Consider the following 18,553-nt stretch of genomic DNA (forward strand, 5'->3'; position numbering starts at 1 on the left):
TTCGATTGCATGAAAACCAATGCAAAAAGGGTTGCTCCCTTGCCATCATGGCAGAGGAGCAACCCTTTTATTTTGTATTTTGCTTCCGATAGCAAAATCAATTGAAAAATTGCAGGGGATTAAATTTTCAAAACCCCACCGTTACTTGCGTTGGTAACGAGTTTGGAATAGCGAGCCAGCAAGCCTGTTTTTACTTTCGGCTCGAAGCCTTTCCAACCTGCGCGGCGACGTTCGAACTCTTCATCGCTGATGTGCAGCTCGATGATGCGGTTGTTCAGATCCAGCTCAATGATATCTCCTTCTTCAACAAAAGCGATTGGACCGCCTTCTGCTGCTTCTGGAGAGATGTGGCCGATACTGATACCGCGGGACGCACCAGAGAAACGTCCGTCTGTGATCAGACCGACTTTGGCACCAAGTCCCATACCTACGATCTGGGAAGTTGGAGCAAGCATCTCAGGCATACCTGGTCCGCCTTTTGGTCCTTCGTAACGGATAACGACAACGTGTCCTTCTTTTACTTTGCCGTTCGCGATGCCTTCGAGTGCTTCTTCCTGTGAATCGAAGCAGATCGCAGGTCCTTTGTGGTAACCGCCAACCGAAGCATCAACCGCACCGACTTTGATAATTGCGCCTTCCGGTGCAAGGTTACCAAACAATACGGCAAGGCCACCTCTTTCGGAATGCGGGTTATCCAGCTTGTGGATAACATTCGTATCCTGAATCTCTTGTCCCTCTACGTTCTCACGGATCGTTTTACCAGTTACGGTAATACAATCAGCGTGGATCGCGCCTGGTTTTTTCAGCAATTCGTTTAGAACTGCACTTACGCCGCCGGCATTGTGTACATCTTCGATGTGCAGGTCGGATGCAGGTGCAAGCTTCGCCAGGTGAGGTACACGGTTAGCCACTTCATTGATGCGCTCGATTGGATAATCGATGCCTGCTTCATGAGCAAGAGCCAAAGTGTGCAGTACAGTGTTGGTTGAACCACCCATAGCCATATCCAGTGCGAAGGCGTTGTCGATTGCTTCAACCGTAACGATATCGCGTGGTTTCAGATCCAGTTTGATGAGTTCCATCAATTGTTTCGCGGATTGTTTAACAAACTCACGGCGTTCAGGAGCTACAGCCAAAATGGTACCGTTACCTGGCATAGCCAGTCCCATCGCTTCAGCCAAACAGTTCATGGAGTTTGCTGTAAACATACCGGAGCAAGAACCACAAGTTGGGCAACCGAACTGTTCAAGCTCGAGCAAGCTTTTATCGTCGATTTTACCAGCCTGGAAGGCACCTACGCCCTCAAATACGGAAGTCAGGGACAGAGCCTTACCATTGCTGTCACGACCTGCTTTCATTGGGCCACCACTTACAAATACAGTTGGGATATTGCAGCGGAGTGCACCCATCATCATGCCTGGTGTGATTTTGTCACAGTTCGGGATACAGACCATGCCGTCGAACCAGTGTGCTGATACAACCGTTTCCACGGAATCCGCGATAATATCACGGCTTGGCAGCGAGTAACGCATACCAATGTGTCCCATGGCAATTCCGTCATCTACTCCGATGGTGTTGAATTCGAATGGAACGCCGCCCGCTTCACGAATAGCATCCTTTACGATTTTACCGAATTCCTGCAGGTGAACGTGGCCCGGCACGATATCAATGTAAGAGTTACATACAGCGATAAACGGCTTGCCGAAGTCCTCTTCTTTAACGCCCGCTGCGCGGAGCAGACTCCGGTGTGGTGCACGGTCGAAACCTTTTTTGATCATATCGGAACGCATCTTATTGGCTGACATGGTGTATTTCCCCCCAAATATATAATATTGAGCAACATGAATGGAAATATAAATGGCAGTGCATCTGTCGTTTAATTTCATCCGTACTCTAAAAAATAACCGACATGGCCGGCTTCGAGCTTCCCGTAGTTTATGAAGTTCTTTGCTGCTTTAAACCCGTGAACAACCCGGTTTTTTATAGAGTCTATCACAACCGTCGTCATATTTCTACAATCAATAGAAAGAAGCCGTATCTCAATTTAATAGAGCTCGGCTTCCTCAACTGGAATATAACTTTTGTTATAAATCGGAAAAGAGACGCTGCAAAAGGCTAATTGCTTCCACCTTTGCGTCCAATCTCACGATAGAATTCTTTGGTATGCGTTTCGGAGGTTGCTTCGCCACCTTTGCGGCCAATCTCCTTGTAAAAATCGGAATCATGAGCATCCGAGGTCGCTTCTCCACCTTTTTTGCCTATCATTTGGTAGAAGCTGCGGTCATGATTTTTGGAGGTGGCTCTGCCACCCAATCGGCCTGCTTCCTCTCGACTCATCTTTTGTCCAGCTGTCTGTGAACGTGCCATTACAAATCACTCCTTAAGGGATAAGTTGTTTTTTGTAGCGCGTATCCCTACTTACCACGTTGTTTCCAGCCTGAAACAAGCTGTTACGATAGAGAGTAAATGAATAAGGCATAGATGCGCAATCAAGCAGAACGTTTGAATATTTCACGGCGATGCAGGGAAAACCGGGAGATATCCGGTTCGATTAAGGGCCGAAAGGCATGAAGTACTACGGGTTGGGCCAACAGTACAGCAAACATTACGGCAATAGCAACGATTACGGGAATGTATAATCCGCTTTCGATATAATTATAAACCCCTGACCAAATCACAAGGCGAACGAGAAATCCGTGCAGGAGAAATACATAAAGCGTACGCCGTCCCATATCGGTCAGTCTGGAAGTAAGAGAAGGTACCCAGGCCAGAAATAGTGCTCCCGAGATCATTTCCAGGGCATAAATCGCAAGACGATATATTCCGGCATACCATTCATGGTGACCGAGTTCAGCATAAGTCATGCTGCCCATTAGCCAACCTGTGGAGATCTGGAGTCCTCCCAAACCTATCCATATCAAAAGACCAGCAGATAATATTGCGGCGGCATGACGCCCCCAGCCTGTTCGCACATAGGAACGAATGGACGCTCCATAGTCATAACCGATCATGAAGAATGGGAGAAACACAAACGTTCGGCTGAAGCTGAGCCAAAATCCGTCCACAGGCAAGTAACCCGCCACTACTCCCAGCAGAATGGAGGCGATAAGCCGATAGCTCGGCTTCCACGATAAGGTAGCTCTGAGCAGAAGCCTCCAGCAGAAGTGGCTGGCCAGAAACCACAGCAACAGATAAGGAGCAAAAAAGGACAGTTTCATGTGCGGGGTGTGGAACACCGTAGCATCCATTAGAGCATATAACGATTGAAACAGAACGTACTGAAGCGCAATTTGTTTAAGTACTTTGCGTCCAGGTGCACCCTGAGGAGCATGTCTGGCGAAATATCCGGTAACCCATACGAATAACGGCATATGAAATGTATATATCCACAGGAACAGAGCCTCTGCTCCCGCAAAGCGTGTGATGAGCGGTTCAAGAGCATTGCCAACGAGTACGCAGACAATAAGCATAAAGCGCAAGTTATAAAAAAATGATTCCTGATCACTACGGATTCCAGTCCGGTTGTTCATGTTGTAACCCTCCTGTTGACCTCACACTCGAGGCCATCTGTATCTTTCATAAGGGTAATACGAATATGTAATAATCATTGTGATATATTTCACAACGGAAAGCGCTATCCTTTCCCGGAGCTGTGACAACAAAATGAACGGGCGGGATTGACAACGGTTGCATAGAGGATGACAATGGGAAAAGAAGATGAGGAATTGTAAATTTAAGGAGGCTAAGAAACGATGTCAACGAATACCCGCCAAAGTCCTGAAATTGTTACATTCGGTGAAAGTATGGGTTTGCTGACAGCCAAGGATACAAGAGGTCTTGAATATGCGGCTTCATTGGACAAGTCGTTTGGCGGCGCAGAGAGCAATCTGGCTATCGGTGTGTCCCGTCTGGGCCATACAAGTGGTTGGTTTGGGCGCTTGGGTCAGGATCCCATCGGCACCATGATCTTAAAAGCGATTCGTGGTGAAGGTGTAGATGTATCCAGAGCACGCTTGAGTGACGCGGAACCGACAGGTCTGATGATTCGTGAGAACGCTTCCGGGAAATCCTCTGTACATTATTATAGGAAACTATCCGCTGCAAGTGCGATGACTCCGGATGATCTGGATCCGGACTATATTGCCGGGGCTGAGATTTTGCACGTTACAGGTATTACTGCCGCTATAAGCCCTTCGGGTTTGTCTACGGTAGAAGCTGCCATACATATAGCCAAACAGGCTGGTGTAAAAGTAAGTTTTGATCCGAATCTGCGTCTTAAACTCTGGTCAGCTGAGCAGGCTCGTCCGGTTTTGCTTCGTCTGGCAGAGCAGGCTGACTACTTTTTGCCAGGCCTGGACGAGATGAAGCTTCTGTATAACGAACAGGATGAGCAGAAGATATTCGAGCGCTTGTCAGCTCTGAATGCCGTCTCCATCGTAAAAGGCGGACCGGATTTGACCTATGTATTGGTGAATGGTACCCTAACGGAAGTTCCGTACTTCAAGGCGGATCATGTGCTGGATACGGTTGGCGCGGGTGATGGATTTTGTGCAGGTTTCCTATCAGGCCTGCTCAAGGGATACTCTCCGCAGGAAGCTACCCGGCTCGGGAACTTAACTGGCTCCATGGTCATACAGGCCGTTGGTGATTGGGAGGCGCTACCGACGTGGGAGCAAGTCGAGGCCAAGCTGAACAACGTCGCCCATGTTGAGCGCTAGTCGCTGCTGATATCATGTAAGTCTCATCTTCGTTCTTCAATTGTAAGGCTTGTAATAAACAACCACATTGATAAGGGAGAGAATGAAATGAAGAAGCTTCAGCTGCTGCAAAAAATAACGGATAACGGGGTAGTCGCCGTGCTTCGGGCAGACTCTGCCGATCAGGTCATCGCCATGGCCGAGCAAGCCATTGCCGGCGGAATCAAAGTGATTGAAATTACGATGACGGTTCCCAGTGCACTCAAAGCCATCGAGAAACTGAGCCGTGTCTACCAATGGAACACACAGGATCCCGAAAAGTTTGCCATTATAGGCGCAGGAACAGTGCTTGAGCCCCAGACAGCAAGAGCTGCAATCATGTCAGGTGCTGAGTTTGTTGTCGGACCATCGCTGAATCCGGATACTGTACAGATCTGCAATCTCTATCGAATTCCGATTCTGCCAGGCGTGATGACCATTGCCGATGTTCAACGTGCGCTTGAGCTTGGGGTGGACATCGTGAAGCTGTTCCCAGGCAATCTGTATGATCCATCCATTATCAAGACGATGAAAGGGCCTATGCCACAAGCCAATTTTATGCCGACCGGAGGAGTATCCTTGTCCAATCTGGGCGATTGGATCAAGGGAGGAGCCGTAGCTGTGGGGATCGGGTCCGACCTTACTTCCGAAGCGATGAAAACAGGGGATTTAAGTCATGTTCGCCGCAAGGCGGAACAATATATGGATGCTTACCGTAAGGCGAAAGCGGAATAGAGGCAAGGCGGGGAATGTGAGCAGGTTCAAATCGACCTCCTATTCCCCAAGAGCCGCAGCACCTGCGGTAAGTGAAGAAAGGTGATTGAAGTTGAGGAACCGGTATAATACAGGGCGCAAGAAGAGGGGCATCGGAAAATTTCTGCTCGTACTTCTGGCGCTCATTGTCATTGGCTGCGGGTTTGTTGCCTGGAAGCTATTTACCCCGTACGGACCGCAGGAAATGGCCCAGAAGGCTATGGAAACAGCGGATCAGGTTACGGTGAGTGAACAGGAAAACTGGATTGATTTTATGCCAGACAAACCTGAAGGGATTAGTGTTATTTTCTATCCGGGTGGTTTGGTGAAACCGGAAAGCTACGCTCCGCTGGCTCACGAGTTGGCGAAAGCCGGACACCATACCGTCATTGCCAAAATGCCGGTCAATCTGGCAGTACTGAAACAAAATCTGGCAGATGATATTCGTAATGCTTATCCGGACGAATCGTTTGTCATGGGTGGACACTCATTGGGTGGATCGATGGCTGCCCGTTATGCAGCATCCCATCCGGACGCTCTTCAAGGTATCTTTTTCCTGGCGTCCTATCCGGATCAAAAAGGCAGCGTGAAGTCATTGGGCATTCAGGCACTTTCCATATTGGGGACGAATGACGAAGTCGTTAATGCGACCAAATATCAGAATGGCCGTGCCTATCTGCCGGAAGACACGGTGTACTACACGATTGAAGGAGGAAACCACTCTCAGTTCGGTGACTACGGGCACCAGAGTGGTGACGGAGAACCTGAAATTACGGGTGAAGAGCAGTTGTCTCAAACGGTAAAGGCGGTTACCGAATGGCTCGAAGGTATCCAATAAATACATCTGCCAGGAGGGGTGGCTAGGTTATGGCCATACTTCAAGTAAAGGGTATGCAGATTCCCTGCCAGGGCATTTTGTTCGATAAGGATGGGACAATGCTTGAATTTTTGCAATTATGGGGACCGTGGGCCGATTCCTTGCTAAATCAATTGGAAGCCTTGTTGTCAGACATGGGCGCTGGTTTCACGGTGGAAAGAGGCAGGGTACTCGGAACAGTCCACGACAGCGCAGGACACATTGTTGATTATGACAGGCAGGGTCCGCTGGCCATCGCTACTGTAGATGAGAGTACCGGGCTCCTGGCTGGACAGTTGTATGCGGCAGGCATGCCTTGGAATGATGCGATCACAACAGTCCGTGAGCTCTCCAATTCAGCCATGCAGGAAGTGCGTTCCAAACGGCAGGCTGAGCCTATGCCTGGGTTGGTTTCTTTTTTGCAGAGCTGCCAAGTCGCTTCGATCAAGGTGGCGGTGGTAACCTCGGACAGCACGCCCGCAGCAGAAGAGCATTTGGAATGGATGGGGATTCGCTCCTTTTTTACGTCCATCGTAGGCTGTGACCGCGTTACCTTAGGCAAGCCGAATGGCGAAACTGCCAAGCTGGCATGTCGTGAATTACATATCCATCCTAACCAGGCCATCGTTATAGGTGATAGCAACGGGGATATGCAGATGGGACTGAATGCAGGAGTTTCGCATGTTATTGGTTTTTGTCCCCCTGGGAAGGAACCAGTACATTTACAGGATGCGGATGTCGTTATTGGGGATTATCATGAAATCCGGGTGATTCCGGATGGTGCCTGAACGGGATTATTCCGCTAAGGAGGAAAGAGGATGAACGGGGTAGAACAGCTGGCTTCCTGGATTCAGGAAAGTTCGAATATTGTATTTTTCGGAGGGGCAGGAACGTCGACCGAAAGCGGGATTCCCGACTTCCGCTCTGCCGCGGGCCTATATCAGACAGAACAGCATTCCCCTTATCCGCCGGAGGAACTGCTGAGTCGTCACTTTTTCGATCAGCATGCCGATATTTTCTATGATTTCTATCGGGGCAAAATGCTTCATCCCGATGCCGAACCTAACGGTTGTCATAAGCTCCTTGCACGTTTGGAGCAGGAAGGTCGGCTGAAGGCGGTCATTACCCAGAATATCGACGGGTTGCATCAAAAAGCAGGCAGCACCAACGTGCTCGAATTGCATGGGTCCGTTCACCGGAATGCCTGCATGGATTGCGGGCGTTTCTACCCGCTGGATGACATCATTCGGTCGAAGGATGCGGTTCCCCGCTGTGCCGCTTGTCATGGAGTCATTAAGCCTGACGTTGTGCTCTATGAAGAGGAATTGGACCAGAACACGCTATACCAGTCTGTGGATGCAATCTCTTCTGCTGATCTGCTGCTGGTTGGTGGTACCTCACTGACCGTCCATCCTGCTGCACAGCTAGTTACGTATTTTCGGGGAAAACACACCGTCTTACTGAATGCCACGCCAACGGCGTATGACCGCCAGGCAGATTTGCTGATTACTGACCCGATTGGCGAGGTAATGATTAAGGTGGACCAGCTTCTTGGTTAAACGGTTTGTCTGAAATAACCGCCTTATCCCGCGCTTGAATAGAGTGCAGGAAGCGGAACCTGGGGAAAGAAGGGATTCATGATGGTCTACTTAGCCAGCGATACACGCTATGAAACGATGAAATATAACCGGGTTGGACGTTCTGGATTGAAACTTCCGGCAATTTCACTTGGACTCTGGCATAATTTTGGCGGCATCAACAATGCGGAGAACGGTCGAAACATGATTACTCGATCCTTTGATCTGGGCATTACTCATTTCGATCTTGCCAACAATTACGGTCCGCCCGCAGGTTCTGCAGAGCAGCTGTTTGGTCAGGTGCTGGCACAGGATCTGAAGCCTTATCGGGATGAACTGGTGATATCCACCAAAGCGGGATATTATATGTGGCCCGGACCTTATGGCGAATGGGGTTCCCGCAAGAATCTGGTATCCAGCCTGAATCAAAGTCTGAAGCGCATGGGACTGGATTATGTTGATATTTTCTATTCACATCGTTATGATCCGGAAACACCGCTGGAAGAAACAATGATGGCTCTGGACCATATTGTTCGTTCGGGTAAGGCACTGTATGTGGGCATCTCCAATTACCCCGCGGAACAGACGAGAGAGGCTGCCGAAATTCTGAAAGGTTTGGGTACACCTCTATTGATCCATCAGCCGAAGTATTCGATGCTGGACCGCTGGATTGAAGATGGGCTGCAGGATGTGCTGGATGAGTATGGTGCAGGCAGCATTGCATTTTGTCCTTTGGCACAAGGGGTACTGACGAACAAATATCTGAACGGCATTCCGGAGGATTCTCGTGCAAAAGGGCCGTCCGTTTTCTTGAACGAGAATAATATCTCGCCTGAGACGCTGCGCAAAGTTCGTGCTCTCAATCAGATTGCTGCAGCTCGTGGTCAGAGTCTGGCTCAGTTCGCGCTCGCCTGGGTTTTGCGAAGCGGTAGGGTAACGTCGGCATTGATCGGTGCAAGCCGTACTTCGCAGATCGAGGAGAATGTGGCCGCGCTCAATCAGCTGGACTTCTCATCGGAAGAGCTGGAGCGAATTGAATCCATTCTTAGTCCCGAACATCATGACAAATAAACATGTGACTGAGAAATGCTATAATAAATGAAAAAAAGAAGGTGCATAGTAGCCGAAATGGCTGATGCATCTTCTTTTCTTTTCACGATTTTTCAATCATGCATGGTGCCCAAGTAACCAGACGTTGTTCGCAACACTTACACATTTCCTGAAGGGTTATTTCTTGTTTGGTTGTGCCATGCCGCGCATCGGAGTTGGAGGTCTGGAGAGAATATTTTCCCGATAGAGAGTCGGGGCTTCTCCGTGGAAACGTTTGAACTGTTTGGAGAAATAAAGGGCATCTGGCAGTCCTACGGAGGCGGATACCTGCTCAATGGACAGATCCGGACGTTCACGCAGCAGCTGCCGCGACTTGTCAATGCGGAGCTTGAGCAGATACGTGACCGGGGATAGACCGGTTTCCTGCTTGAATATCCGGGATAGATAAGCGCGGTTGTAGCCAAGACTGGCTGACATCTGTTCAATGGAGACAGGGTGAGCATATTGGGTAGACATGTATTGGATCATCTGTTTTACCGTCCGTCTAATCGAAGATTCACCTGGAATCAGGGTTTGTCCCTGAGAAAGGTGATTTTGGGCTTCGGCTAGAATCATATATAAGGTACCGATGGATGTAAAATGAGAGCTTTCCTTTCGCTCCGCAAATGCATTTTGCATGACGGATAGCCAGTCAGCAATTCCGCAGGACGGCCCGGCATGAAAAACGGATTTTTCCGGACGAAAGCCCGCTTCTTCCGTGTGTTTCCCAGCCTGGCTGCCAGTATAGGCCATCCATCGATATTCCCAGGGACGGCGGGCATCGGACTGGTAGCTTACGAGTTGCCCGGGATGAATGAGGAAACAATCGCCTGCGGATAATTCGTAGGTATGGAGTTCCGTGCGAAATGTACCAGCGCCCTTTTCTACATAATGAAGCAGATAATAATCGTATAGTTTTGGACCAAGGGCATGACCCGGAAGGGTCTGGCTTGCGCCTGCAAAAAGGACGTGTAACGGCCCCTTCTCATAATAGACCGGATTGGAGGCAACCGAGTACGTTTTTGCTCCACTTTTCCCGGAGGATTCCTGTGTGTTTTTTATCGGATCTACTGCTGAATGTTCCTTGTGTTGATCAACCATGTACCGTTCCTTCTTTCTGTGGTGTTCTTTCCATTATATGACGGAAGGTCACATTTATCCATATGAAACACACATGGTTGCATTTTAAGAGGTACCGCTTTCTTGTATAATAACCTTAACAAAACAACAACATTGAGATGAGGTGCAGCAGCAATGAACATACATGAATTGAAACAAAAGTTTATTGAGAAGTACGGAGAGAATGAAGCGGATCTCCGTGTATTCCATGCTCCTGGACGCGTAAATCTGATCGGGGAGCATATCGACTACAATGGTGGGTACGTGCTTCCGGCAGCACTTGAATTCGGTACAACACTTGTTATTCGGGAACGGAAGGACGACAAATTACAGCTGGCTTCCACCAACATGTCCTATGAAGGCGTGCTGGACACATCCTCGATCGGCAAGGAGAAAACTGGGGAGTGGACAGATTATCCAGTTGGTGTCATGGTTGAACTGCAAGCTAAAGGCGTGAAGGTAACGAAAGGTTACGACTTCCTGTACCACGGTGAAATTCCGAACGGTGCCGGACTGTCCTCTTCCGCTTCGCTGGAGGTGCTTACGGGATACGCGATACAGTCGATGGAAGGTGTATCTGAGATCGATACAGTACAGTTGTCGCTTCTGTCCCAAAAAGCAGAAAACGAGTTCGTTGGCGTCAACTGCGGCATTATGGATCAGTTTGCCGTGGCTAACGGAGCAGAAGATCATGCCATTCTGCTGATGTGTGATACGCTTGAATATGAGAAAGTACCTTTCCGTACGGGCTCTTATAAGCTGGTCATTGGCAATACGAACAAACGTCGCGGTCTGGTAGACTCGGCCTATAACGAGCGGCGCTCCCAATGCGAGCAGGCACTTGCCATTTTGAAGGAACAGCTGCCTGCACTTGATTATCTGGCGCAACTGACGCCGGAGCAATTTGTAACCCTGCAGGATCACATCAAGGATGAGAAGGTAAGACAGCGGGCCGAGCACGTTGTGGAAGAGAATGCACGTGTGCTTGCATCGGTGGAAGCACTGCGTAATAACGATCTGGAAACGTTCGGCAAGCTGATGAATGCATCCCATGAATCGCTCCGCTATCTGTATGAAGTAAGCTGCGAGGAATTGGACGTGATGGTAGAGGAGGCGCAGCGCATTCCAGGCACACTCGGTGCACGCATGACGGGAGCCGGATTTGGTGGATGCACGGTGTCACTGGTACATGAGGATGATGTAGAACGCTTTGTTCGCGAAGTGGGAGCAGCGTATGAAGCACGTACAAGTCTCAAGGGAGATTTCTATGTGTGCGGAGTGGGCGACGGTGTCAAAGAATTGAAGGAGGCGAAGTAAAATGGCAATTTTGGTGACAGGTGGAGCAGGATATATTGGTTCGCATACGGTAGCGGCTTTGTTGGAACGCGGCGAGGAAGTTGTGGTTCTGGATAATTTGCAGACAGGGCATCGGGAAGCATTGCTTGGTGGCAAACTGTATGAAGGAGATCTACGTGACAAGGCGTTTCTGGCAAAACTGTTCGCTGAGAACTCTATTGATGCAGTCATTCACTTTGCAGCCAATTCCCTGGTCGGCGAGAGCATGAAGGATCCGGTTAAATATTATGACAACAACGTGTTCGGTACGTTGTGCCTGTTGGAAGCAATGAATGCAGCCAATGTGCGCCGGATCGTATTCTCTTCTACAGCCGCCACTTACGGTGAGCCTGAGAAAGTGCCAATCGAAGAAAGCGACCGCACTGAACCTACGAACGTGTATGGCGAAACGAAACTGATGATGGAACGCATGATGTCCTGGTTCGATAAAGTACAGGAGATTAAATACGTGTCCCTGCGTTACTTCAATGCAGCTGGAGCACATGATAGCGGCAAAATTGGTGAAGACCATCAGCCGGAAAGCCACTTGATCCCGCTGGTCCTGCAAACCGCCTTGAAACAACGTCCACACATTGCCGTGTTTGGCGATGATTACGCGACAGAAGATGGAACGTGTGTCCGCGATTATATTCACGTGAGTGACTTGGCAGATGCGCATCTGCGCGCGGTAGATTATCTCCGCAAAGGGGAGAACAGCAACGTGTTTAACCTGGGTAATGGTCAAGGCTTCTCGGTTAAACAGGTTATCGAAACTGCGAAAAAAGTAACCGGACTTGATATCCCGGTTGTACAGGAGCCGCGCCGTGCAGGTGATCCGGCTGTGCTGGTCGCATCGTCCGCCAAAGCAAGATCCGTACTGGGCTGGAATCCGACATGGACCAATCTGGAAGATGTCATTCAGAGTGCCTGGAGCTGGCACCAATCTCATCCTAACGGCTACGGAAAAAACTAGGAGGCGAACATCAATATGTCACAGACCCATAATGCTGCAGACACCATAGACCGGACACCGGAGCAGCAGGAAGCACTGCATGCCATTGAACGTCTGGTTGCATTTGCCTTGCAGAACAAGCTGATTGAAGAGGCGGATCGGGATTACAGCCGTAACCTTCTGCTGGAACAGTTTGGATTTTCCGAGCCTTACGATGGAGCGCTGAACGAGATTGTACCAGATGGGCCGCAATCCTTGCTGGATACGTTGATTGACTATGGTTATGCAATTGGACTCATTCCGGAGAATACCGATACGTACCGTGATTTGCTGGATGCGAAAATTATGGGTCAGCTGATGGCCCGTCCATCCGAGGTGGTTCGCGCGTTCCGCCACACAGAGCAAACAGAAGGTATTGAAGCAGCCACATCGAAGTTTTACGAGCTGTCGATTCACTCCAACTACATTCGTATGGACCGAATCTCGAAGAATGTGTATTGGAAACAGGAAACGCCATATGGCGATATGGAAATTACGATTAACCTGTCCAAGCCGGAGAAAAGTCCGAAGGAAATCGCCATGGCCAAACTGCTTCCGCCGCCAGTGTATCCGAAGTGTCAATTATGCCGGGAAAATGTAGGCTATGCTGGCCGGGTAAACCACCCGGCCCGTCAAAACCTGCGTGTTATTCCGCTGGAATTAAACGGTGAACCCTGGTTCTTCCAGTACTCGCCATATGTGTACTATAACGAGCATTGCATCATTTTCCATCATGATCATGTGCCAATGAAGCTGACAAAAGATACGCTGCGCAGGCTGCTAGCCTTCGTAGGCGAGTATCCGCATTATTTTATCGGTTCCAATGCAGATCTGCCTATCGTGGGAGGTTCGATCCTGACTCACGACCACTTCCAAGGCGGACGTCATACATTTGCCATCCAAAATGCGAAACCTGAAGCGGTATTCCGTCATGCGGATGCACCAGGGCTTACCCTGAGTCTGGTAAAATGGCCAATGTCCGTTCTTCGGCTCGCTTCACATGATCCAGCGGAGCTGCTCGAAGCGGGTAACGCCGTGTACGAAGCGTGGAAACTGTACAGTGATCCTTCCGCTCAGATCCAGGCGTTCAGCGAGGTGGATGGAGAGCAGGTGCCTCACAACACCGTAACGCCAATTGTTCGTCGCAGTGCGGACGGTGGTTACGAGATGGATCTGGTTCTCCGCAACAATCGCACGAATGAAGAGCATCCGGAGGGGATTTTTCACCCGCACCGTGAAATGCATCATTTGAAAAAAGAAAACATCGGACTTATCGAAGTCATGGGGCTTGCGATCCTTCCAGGACGATTAAAAGAAGAATTGGACGGAATCGCCGATATTCTCGCAGGGGACACTCAGCTTGCGGAAGCTGCCCAGGCTTCTGATCATGTTTTGAACCAGCATCTTCGCTGGGCGGAGGAACTGAAAGAACGTTTCGGTTCCAACCTGGACAAGGAACAGGCCGTTGCTCTCATTCAGCAGGAAGTAGGCCTTAAGTTTTCCGAGATTTTGGAGCATGCCGGAGTTTACAAATATGATGAAGCCGGACGTCAGGCTTTCCGTCGATTTGTAGAAAGCATGGGATATACCGAATAAGTACAAATGGGCAGTAATATGATGCTATGAATAAACATTTACAAAGGATAGGTGAGCAGCAATGCTCGTCTATCCTTTTTCAATACAATGAATCAATCATCTTGCAATTACTTGTGCTCATGTAGCTCATGTAACCAAAGTATCTTTTTATTTTGAGCAATAAACACAGGGCCATGGCAGAGGCGGGAGGTTCATTGTATAATATGAGAATGATTATCATAGGCTTGAACAAATATTTGAAGTTTAGGAAACGGGGATGAATAAATGGAAAAGAAGCCACTGAACATACCGCTAATCACCGACGCAGCAGAACTGCAAAACATGGTGGGTGAGCCTCATGAGCATGTGAGAAACAAAGCGATATCGTTTGTGGACTCCCATGTTGAACATTTTTTATCCATGTCACCCCTATTTTTTCTGTCCAGTTCGGATAGGGAAGGTAGGAGTGATGTATCTCCCAGGGGAGATGAAGCGGGTTTCGTGAAGGTTCTTGACCCCCATCGTCTGGTCTACCCCGAACGTCCAGGCAATCGCCGCATTGACTCGCTGTTAAACATCCTAACCCATCCTGGGGTGGGTATGTTATTCCTCATTCCCGGCATGAACGAAGTATTACGTATCAATGGAACAGCTTCTATTACGAAGGATGAGGAGTTTATTAACAGTATGGGCTGGACGGGAAAAACGATAGGGGCAGCGGTTATTGTAGACGTGAATGAATGCTTTATCCATTGCCCAAGAGCATTCAAGCAGGCGGGGTTGTGGTCTTCCGAGACTTGGGTGGATAAGGAGAGTCTGCCTTCCAGCATGGATATGTTCCGTGCCCATTTGCAAATCAACGGCTTGTTATAAGTGAGTGACTATGGATTTGTTTTTATAAAATCGGGGTACTATAATTGGAGTTGCACAAACATTCTAACTCCAATGGAGGCGACATAGATTATGAGATCTTTTCAATTTTATAACCCTACCCGTCTGATCTTCGGTAAAGGACAACTGGAAGCGTTGAAAACCGAAGTACCGAAGTACGGCAAACGGGTATTGCTTGTATATGGCGGCGGCAGCATTAAACGCAGTGGTCTGTATGATCAAGTGATCGGATTGCTTAAGGAAATCGGAGCAGAAGTTACAGAACTGGCAGGCGTGGAACCGAACCCGCGTCTTTCGACTGTCCATAAGGGAGTAGACATCTGTAAAACTCAGGACATCGAGCTGATTCTCGCTGTAGGTGGCGGTAGTGTGCTCGATTGCGCCAAAGCGATTGCCGTAGGTGCGAAATATGATGGCGACATGTGGGACTTTGCTCAGCGTAAAGCGGTTGCTCAGGATGCACTTCCACTTGGTACAGTACTGACCATGGCAGCAACAGGTTCCGAGATGAACTCGGGTTCCGTTATTACCAATCAGGATACCCAGGAAAAATTGGGCTGGGGCAGTGCGTATTCGTTCCCTGCGTTCTCTATCCTTGATCCAGTTAATACATATACCGTGCCTTTGGATCAGACAGTATACGGCATGGTTGACATGATGTCTCACGTATTGGAGCATTATTTCCATCTGGATGCCAATACGCCAGTACAACTTGGCTTCTGTGAGACAATTCTGCGTACCGTTATGGATGCAGCACCTCGTTTGGTAGAGGATCTGGAAAACTATGAACTGCGCGAAACCATTCTGTACTGTGGTACGATGGCATTGAACGGCGTACTGAATATGGGACTTGCCGGTGACTGGGCAACCCACAACATCGAACATGCAGTATCTGCTGTATACGACATCCCGCACGGCGGGGGCCTTGCCATTCTGTTCCCGAACTGGATGAAACACAATCTGGACGTAAACGTGGATCGTTTCAAACGATTGGCGATTAATGTCTTTGAAGTCAATCCGGAAGGCAAATCGGACAAACAGGTAGCCGAGGAAGGCATCGAAGCTTTGCGCAAATTCTGGACGTCTATTGGCGCGCCTAGTCGGCTTGCTGACTATGACATTGACGACAGCAAGATTGATGTCATGGCTGACAAGGCAATGCTGTTTGGTCCATTTGGTAACTTCAAGAAACTGCAGCGTGAGGATGTTGTATCCATTTACAAGGCTTCTCTGTAACAAACTGCATTCAATTATTAATAAAGACCGCATATCTCCACAATATGGAGATATGCGGTCTTTTTGCGTGAAATTGCATGTAAAATAACCAATATCGGGTCTAGAATACAAATGAGGAAAGATTTTGAAACTTCTTACGGGTAGCTACGTATTTATTTACATGAGGAATGCCCAGTGAGTTAGGTGTTACGGCAGAAGAGAGGAGGAACGGGGAATGGAATCCATCTATTGGGGATGTCTAATCGGAGGAGCCATATTTGCGATTGTCAGCCTGGTGCTGGGTGATTTGATTGACGGATTGCTGGATGGAGCCTTTGAACTGCCAGGCATTGATTTTCTCAAACCTGTTGTACTTGCTGGTTCCATTACAGCCTTTGGCGGAGCTGGTATCATGTTGACGCGTTATAGCTCGGTAAGTGCCATTGCAGGTCTTATTTTATCCCTGCTTATAGGTATTGCTGCTGCCATGCTGGTATTCTTTGCTTATATCAAGCCGATGCGGAATAGTGAGGTTTCCATTGCATTTTCCATGAAGGAACTATCCGGGAAAATTGGAGAAATTACGATTCCAGTACCTGAAAGGGGTTTCGGTGAGGTCATGATCCGTGTTGCTTCCGGTAACACGATTCATACTGCATCCAGCTTCGAACATCGCCCTATTGCGGCGGGAGTGCGCGTTGTCGTGGTGGATGTAACTGAAGGTGTGCTTCGTGTGGCGGAATGGGATGAAGATGTATTTAAAGACGTTTGAGTAGAACGAGAGATGTGGTCTGTCATCATTGTAATAAGGGGAGAGATGTGGAATGGAATTTAATATGGATGTGTTGTTGATTCCTGCAATTGTTGTAGGTGTCATTCTGGTTCTTGGTTTGGCCTTCTGGGCGAGATATAAGACGGTTGGGCCCGATGAAGCGATGATCGTTACGGGTTCATTCCTGGGTAATAAAAATATTTCCGAAGATGAGTCCGGTCGCAAAATTAAAATTGTACGTGGCGGTGGTGCCTTCATCTGGCCTGTATTCCAGCAGTCCGAATTTATCTCATTGCTGTCTCACAAGCTGGACGTATCCACGCCTGAAGTATATACGGAACAAGGGGTTCCGGTTATTGCAGATGGTGTCGCGATTATCAAAGTTGGTAGTGCTGTGGAAGATGTAGCAACAGCAGCCGAACAATTCATCGGTAAACCCGTTGAAGCATTAAGAGGCGAGGCACAGGAAGTTCTGGAAGGGCATTTGCGGGCCATTCTTGGAACCATGACTGTAGAAGAAGTTTATCGAAACCGGGATCGGTTCGCACAAGAGGTTCAGGGTGTGGCTGCACGAGACTTGAAAAAGATGGGTCTGCAGATTGTATCCTTTACCATCAAGGATGTTCGTGACAAACAAGGATATCTGGATGCCCTCGGTAAGCCGAGAATTGCTGCTGTGAAACGGGATGCCGAGATTGCGGAAGCCGAAGCGATGAGAGATGCTCGTATTCAAAAAGCGAATGCAGAAGAGCAGGGGCAAAAGGCGGAATTGCTCCGCGATACCAATATCGCTGAAGCAGCCAAAGAGAAGGAATTGAAAGTGGCAGCGTTTAAGCGCGACCAGGATACAGCTAAGGCCGAAGCAGACCAAGCGTATCATATCCAAGAAGCACGTGCGAAACAGACGGTTGTTGAAGAACAAATGAAAGTTGAACTCGTGCGCAAAGAACGTGAGATTGACCTGAAAGAAAAAGAAATCACCGTACGTGAGAAGCAGTATGACGCCGAAGTGAAGAAAAAAGCGGAAGCCGATCGTTATGCTGTCGAGCAGGCAGCCGAAGCGGACAAAGCAAAAAGAATGCGCGAGGCCGATGCAGTGCAATACTCCATCGAGACCCAAGCCAAGGCAACAGCAGAACAAAAACGGCTTGAAGGTCAGGCTGTGGCAGATGCAGAACGGGCCAAAGGTACTGCGGATGCAGAAGTCATTCGTCTGCGCGGTCTGGCGGAAGCCGAAGCGAAGGAAAAATTGGCGGAAGCGTTCCAGAAGTTTGGCGAGGCTGCAGTACTCGATATCATCGTCAAAATGCTGCCTGAGCTTGCAGGTAAAATTGCAGAGCCGATCTCATCCATTGATAAGTTGACCGTGGTAGATACAGGTAAGGGTGAGGGTGCAGCACGTGTAAGTAACTATGTGACCGAACTGATGTCTACAGCTCCTGAGATGCTGAAAAGCGTATCGGGCATTGATGTAGAGCAGTTAATTAAAGGTTTGACCAAGTCCAAAACACCAGCACCTGTTGCTGTTCAGCAAAGCGAGACACCAACGACTCCATCTGTGATCGACAAGATTGTTGAAAGAACTGGGGCAGAGGATTAGGACTAGGTGTGAACGATGCGTGAAGCTCTATTGACCTTAACGTG

17 protein-coding genes are annotated in these 18,553 nt (G+C 48.9%); 13 read left to right on the forward strand and 4 right to left on the reverse strand.

Going from position 1 to position 18,553, the window contains the following annotated elements:
• Positions 1-119: 119 nt before the first annotated feature.
• The 3 genes from ilvD to CHI14_RS16125 all read right to left on the reverse strand — a co-directional run bounded on the left by ilvD (position 120) and on the right by CHI14_RS16125 (position 3,530).
• Entirely contained in the window at positions 120-1,805 is a 1,686-nt protein-coding gene (gene ilvD, locus CHI14_RS16115) for a dihydroxy-acid dehydratase (protein ID WP_095289529.1), read from the reverse strand.
• 310 nt (positions 1,806-2,115) lie between these two features.
• Positions 2,116-2,367 (reverse strand): KGG domain-containing protein, encoded by a 252-nt coding sequence (locus CHI14_RS16120; protein WP_095289530.1) that lies wholly within the window; start codon positions 2,365-2,367, stop codon positions 2,116-2,118.
• A 122-nt stretch (positions 2,368-2,489) separates the two neighbouring features.
• Positions 2,490-3,530, reverse strand: coding sequence for an acyltransferase family protein (locus CHI14_RS16125; RefSeq protein ID WP_095289531.1), 1,041 nt, complete (start codon positions 3,528-3,530; stop codon positions 2,490-2,492).
• Between the two features lie 222 nt (positions 3,531-3,752).
• On the opposite strand from CHI14_RS16125, the gene CHI14_RS16130 reads away from it, so the two are divergent.
• The 6 genes from CHI14_RS16130 to mgrA all read left to right on the forward strand — a co-directional run bounded on the left by CHI14_RS16130 (position 3,753) and on the right by mgrA (position 8,993).
• A complete protein-coding gene (locus CHI14_RS16130) occupies positions 3,753-4,718 on the forward strand; it encodes a sugar kinase (RefSeq protein WP_095289532.1) in 966 nt (321 codons plus the stop codon).
• Between the two features lie 87 nt (positions 4,719-4,805).
• Positions 4,806-5,471, forward strand: a complete 666-nt coding sequence (locus CHI14_RS16135) for a bifunctional 2-keto-4-hydroxyglutarate aldolase/2-keto-3-deoxy-6-phosphogluconate aldolase (RefSeq protein ID WP_095289533.1) — start codon at positions 4,806-4,808, stop codon at positions 5,469-5,471.
• Between the two features lie 91 nt (positions 5,472-5,562).
• Positions 5,563-6,327: an alpha/beta fold hydrolase gene (locus tag CHI14_RS16140; RefSeq protein ID WP_095289534.1), complete on the forward strand. Its 765-nt coding sequence runs from the start codon at positions 5,563-5,565 to the stop codon at positions 6,325-6,327.
• A 29-nt stretch (positions 6,328-6,356) separates the two neighbouring features.
• Positions 6,357-7,133, forward strand: a complete 777-nt coding sequence (locus tag CHI14_RS16145) for an HAD family hydrolase (protein ID WP_095289535.1) — start codon at positions 6,357-6,359, stop codon at positions 7,131-7,133.
• 30 nt (positions 7,134-7,163) lie between these two features.
• Complete coding sequence (locus CHI14_RS16150; RefSeq protein ID WP_095289536.1) at positions 7,164-7,904, forward strand: NAD-dependent protein deacylase; 741 nt, start codon at positions 7,164-7,166, stop codon at positions 7,902-7,904.
• Between the two features lie 81 nt (positions 7,905-7,985).
• Positions 7,986-8,993 (forward strand): L-glyceraldehyde 3-phosphate reductase, encoded by a 1,008-nt coding sequence (mgrA, locus tag CHI14_RS16155; RefSeq protein ID WP_095289537.1) that lies wholly within the window; start codon positions 7,986-7,988, stop codon positions 8,991-8,993.
• Between the two features lie 156 nt (positions 8,994-9,149).
• On the opposite strand, the gene CHI14_RS16160 is transcribed toward mgrA, so the two are convergent.
• Positions 9,150-10,112, reverse strand: coding sequence for an AraC family transcriptional regulator (locus tag CHI14_RS16160; RefSeq protein WP_249281144.1), 963 nt, complete (start codon positions 10,110-10,112; stop codon positions 9,150-9,152).
• 153 nt (positions 10,113-10,265) lie between these two features.
• Here CHI14_RS16160 and CHI14_RS16165 point away from each other — a divergent pair, with 153 nt between their 5' ends.
• The 7 genes from CHI14_RS16165 (at position 10,266) to CHI14_RS16195 (ending at position 18,509) form a co-directional block, all read left to right on the forward strand.
• Positions 10,266-11,447 (forward strand): galactokinase, encoded by a 1,182-nt coding sequence (locus CHI14_RS16165; RefSeq protein ID WP_095289538.1) that lies wholly within the window; start codon positions 10,266-10,268, stop codon positions 11,445-11,447.
• Between the two features lies 1 nt (position 11,448).
• The gene (gene galE, locus CHI14_RS16170) at positions 11,449-12,438 is read left to right on the forward strand and encodes a UDP-glucose 4-epimerase GalE (RefSeq protein WP_095289539.1); all 990 of its coding nucleotides are present in this window, start codon (positions 11,449-11,451) and stop codon (positions 12,436-12,438) included.
• A 15-nt stretch (positions 12,439-12,453) separates the two neighbouring features.
• Positions 12,454-14,052 (forward strand): UDP-glucose--hexose-1-phosphate uridylyltransferase, encoded by a 1,599-nt coding sequence (locus CHI14_RS16175; RefSeq protein ID WP_095289540.1) that lies wholly within the window; start codon positions 12,454-12,456, stop codon positions 14,050-14,052.
• A gap of 264 nt (positions 14,053-14,316) precedes the next feature.
• Positions 14,317-14,904, forward strand: coding sequence for an MSMEG_1061 family FMN-dependent PPOX-type flavoprotein (locus CHI14_RS16180; RefSeq protein ID WP_095289541.1), 588 nt, complete (start codon positions 14,317-14,319; stop codon positions 14,902-14,904).
• Between the two features lie 90 nt (positions 14,905-14,994).
• Positions 14,995-16,158 carry an iron-containing alcohol dehydrogenase gene (locus CHI14_RS16185; RefSeq protein ID WP_095289542.1) on the forward strand — a complete coding sequence of 388 codons (1,164 nt, stop codon included), beginning with the start codon at positions 14,995-14,997 and terminating at the stop codon, positions 16,156-16,158.
• A 214-nt stretch (positions 16,159-16,372) separates the two neighbouring features.
• Entirely contained in the window at positions 16,373-16,909 is a 537-nt protein-coding gene (locus CHI14_RS16190) for an NfeD family membrane protein (protein ID WP_095289543.1), read from the forward strand.
• 52 nt (positions 16,910-16,961) lie between these two features.
• Positions 16,962-18,509, forward strand: a complete 1,548-nt coding sequence (locus CHI14_RS16195) for a flotillin family protein (RefSeq protein WP_170948162.1) — start codon at positions 16,962-16,964, stop codon at positions 18,507-18,509.
• Positions 18,510-18,553: the final 44 nt, after the last annotated feature.

This window comes from Paenibacillus sp. 7516, from assembly GCF_002272715.1.
GTDB classification, from domain to species: Bacteria; Bacillota; Bacilli; order Paenibacillales; family Paenibacillaceae; genus Paenibacillus; species Paenibacillus illinoisensis_A.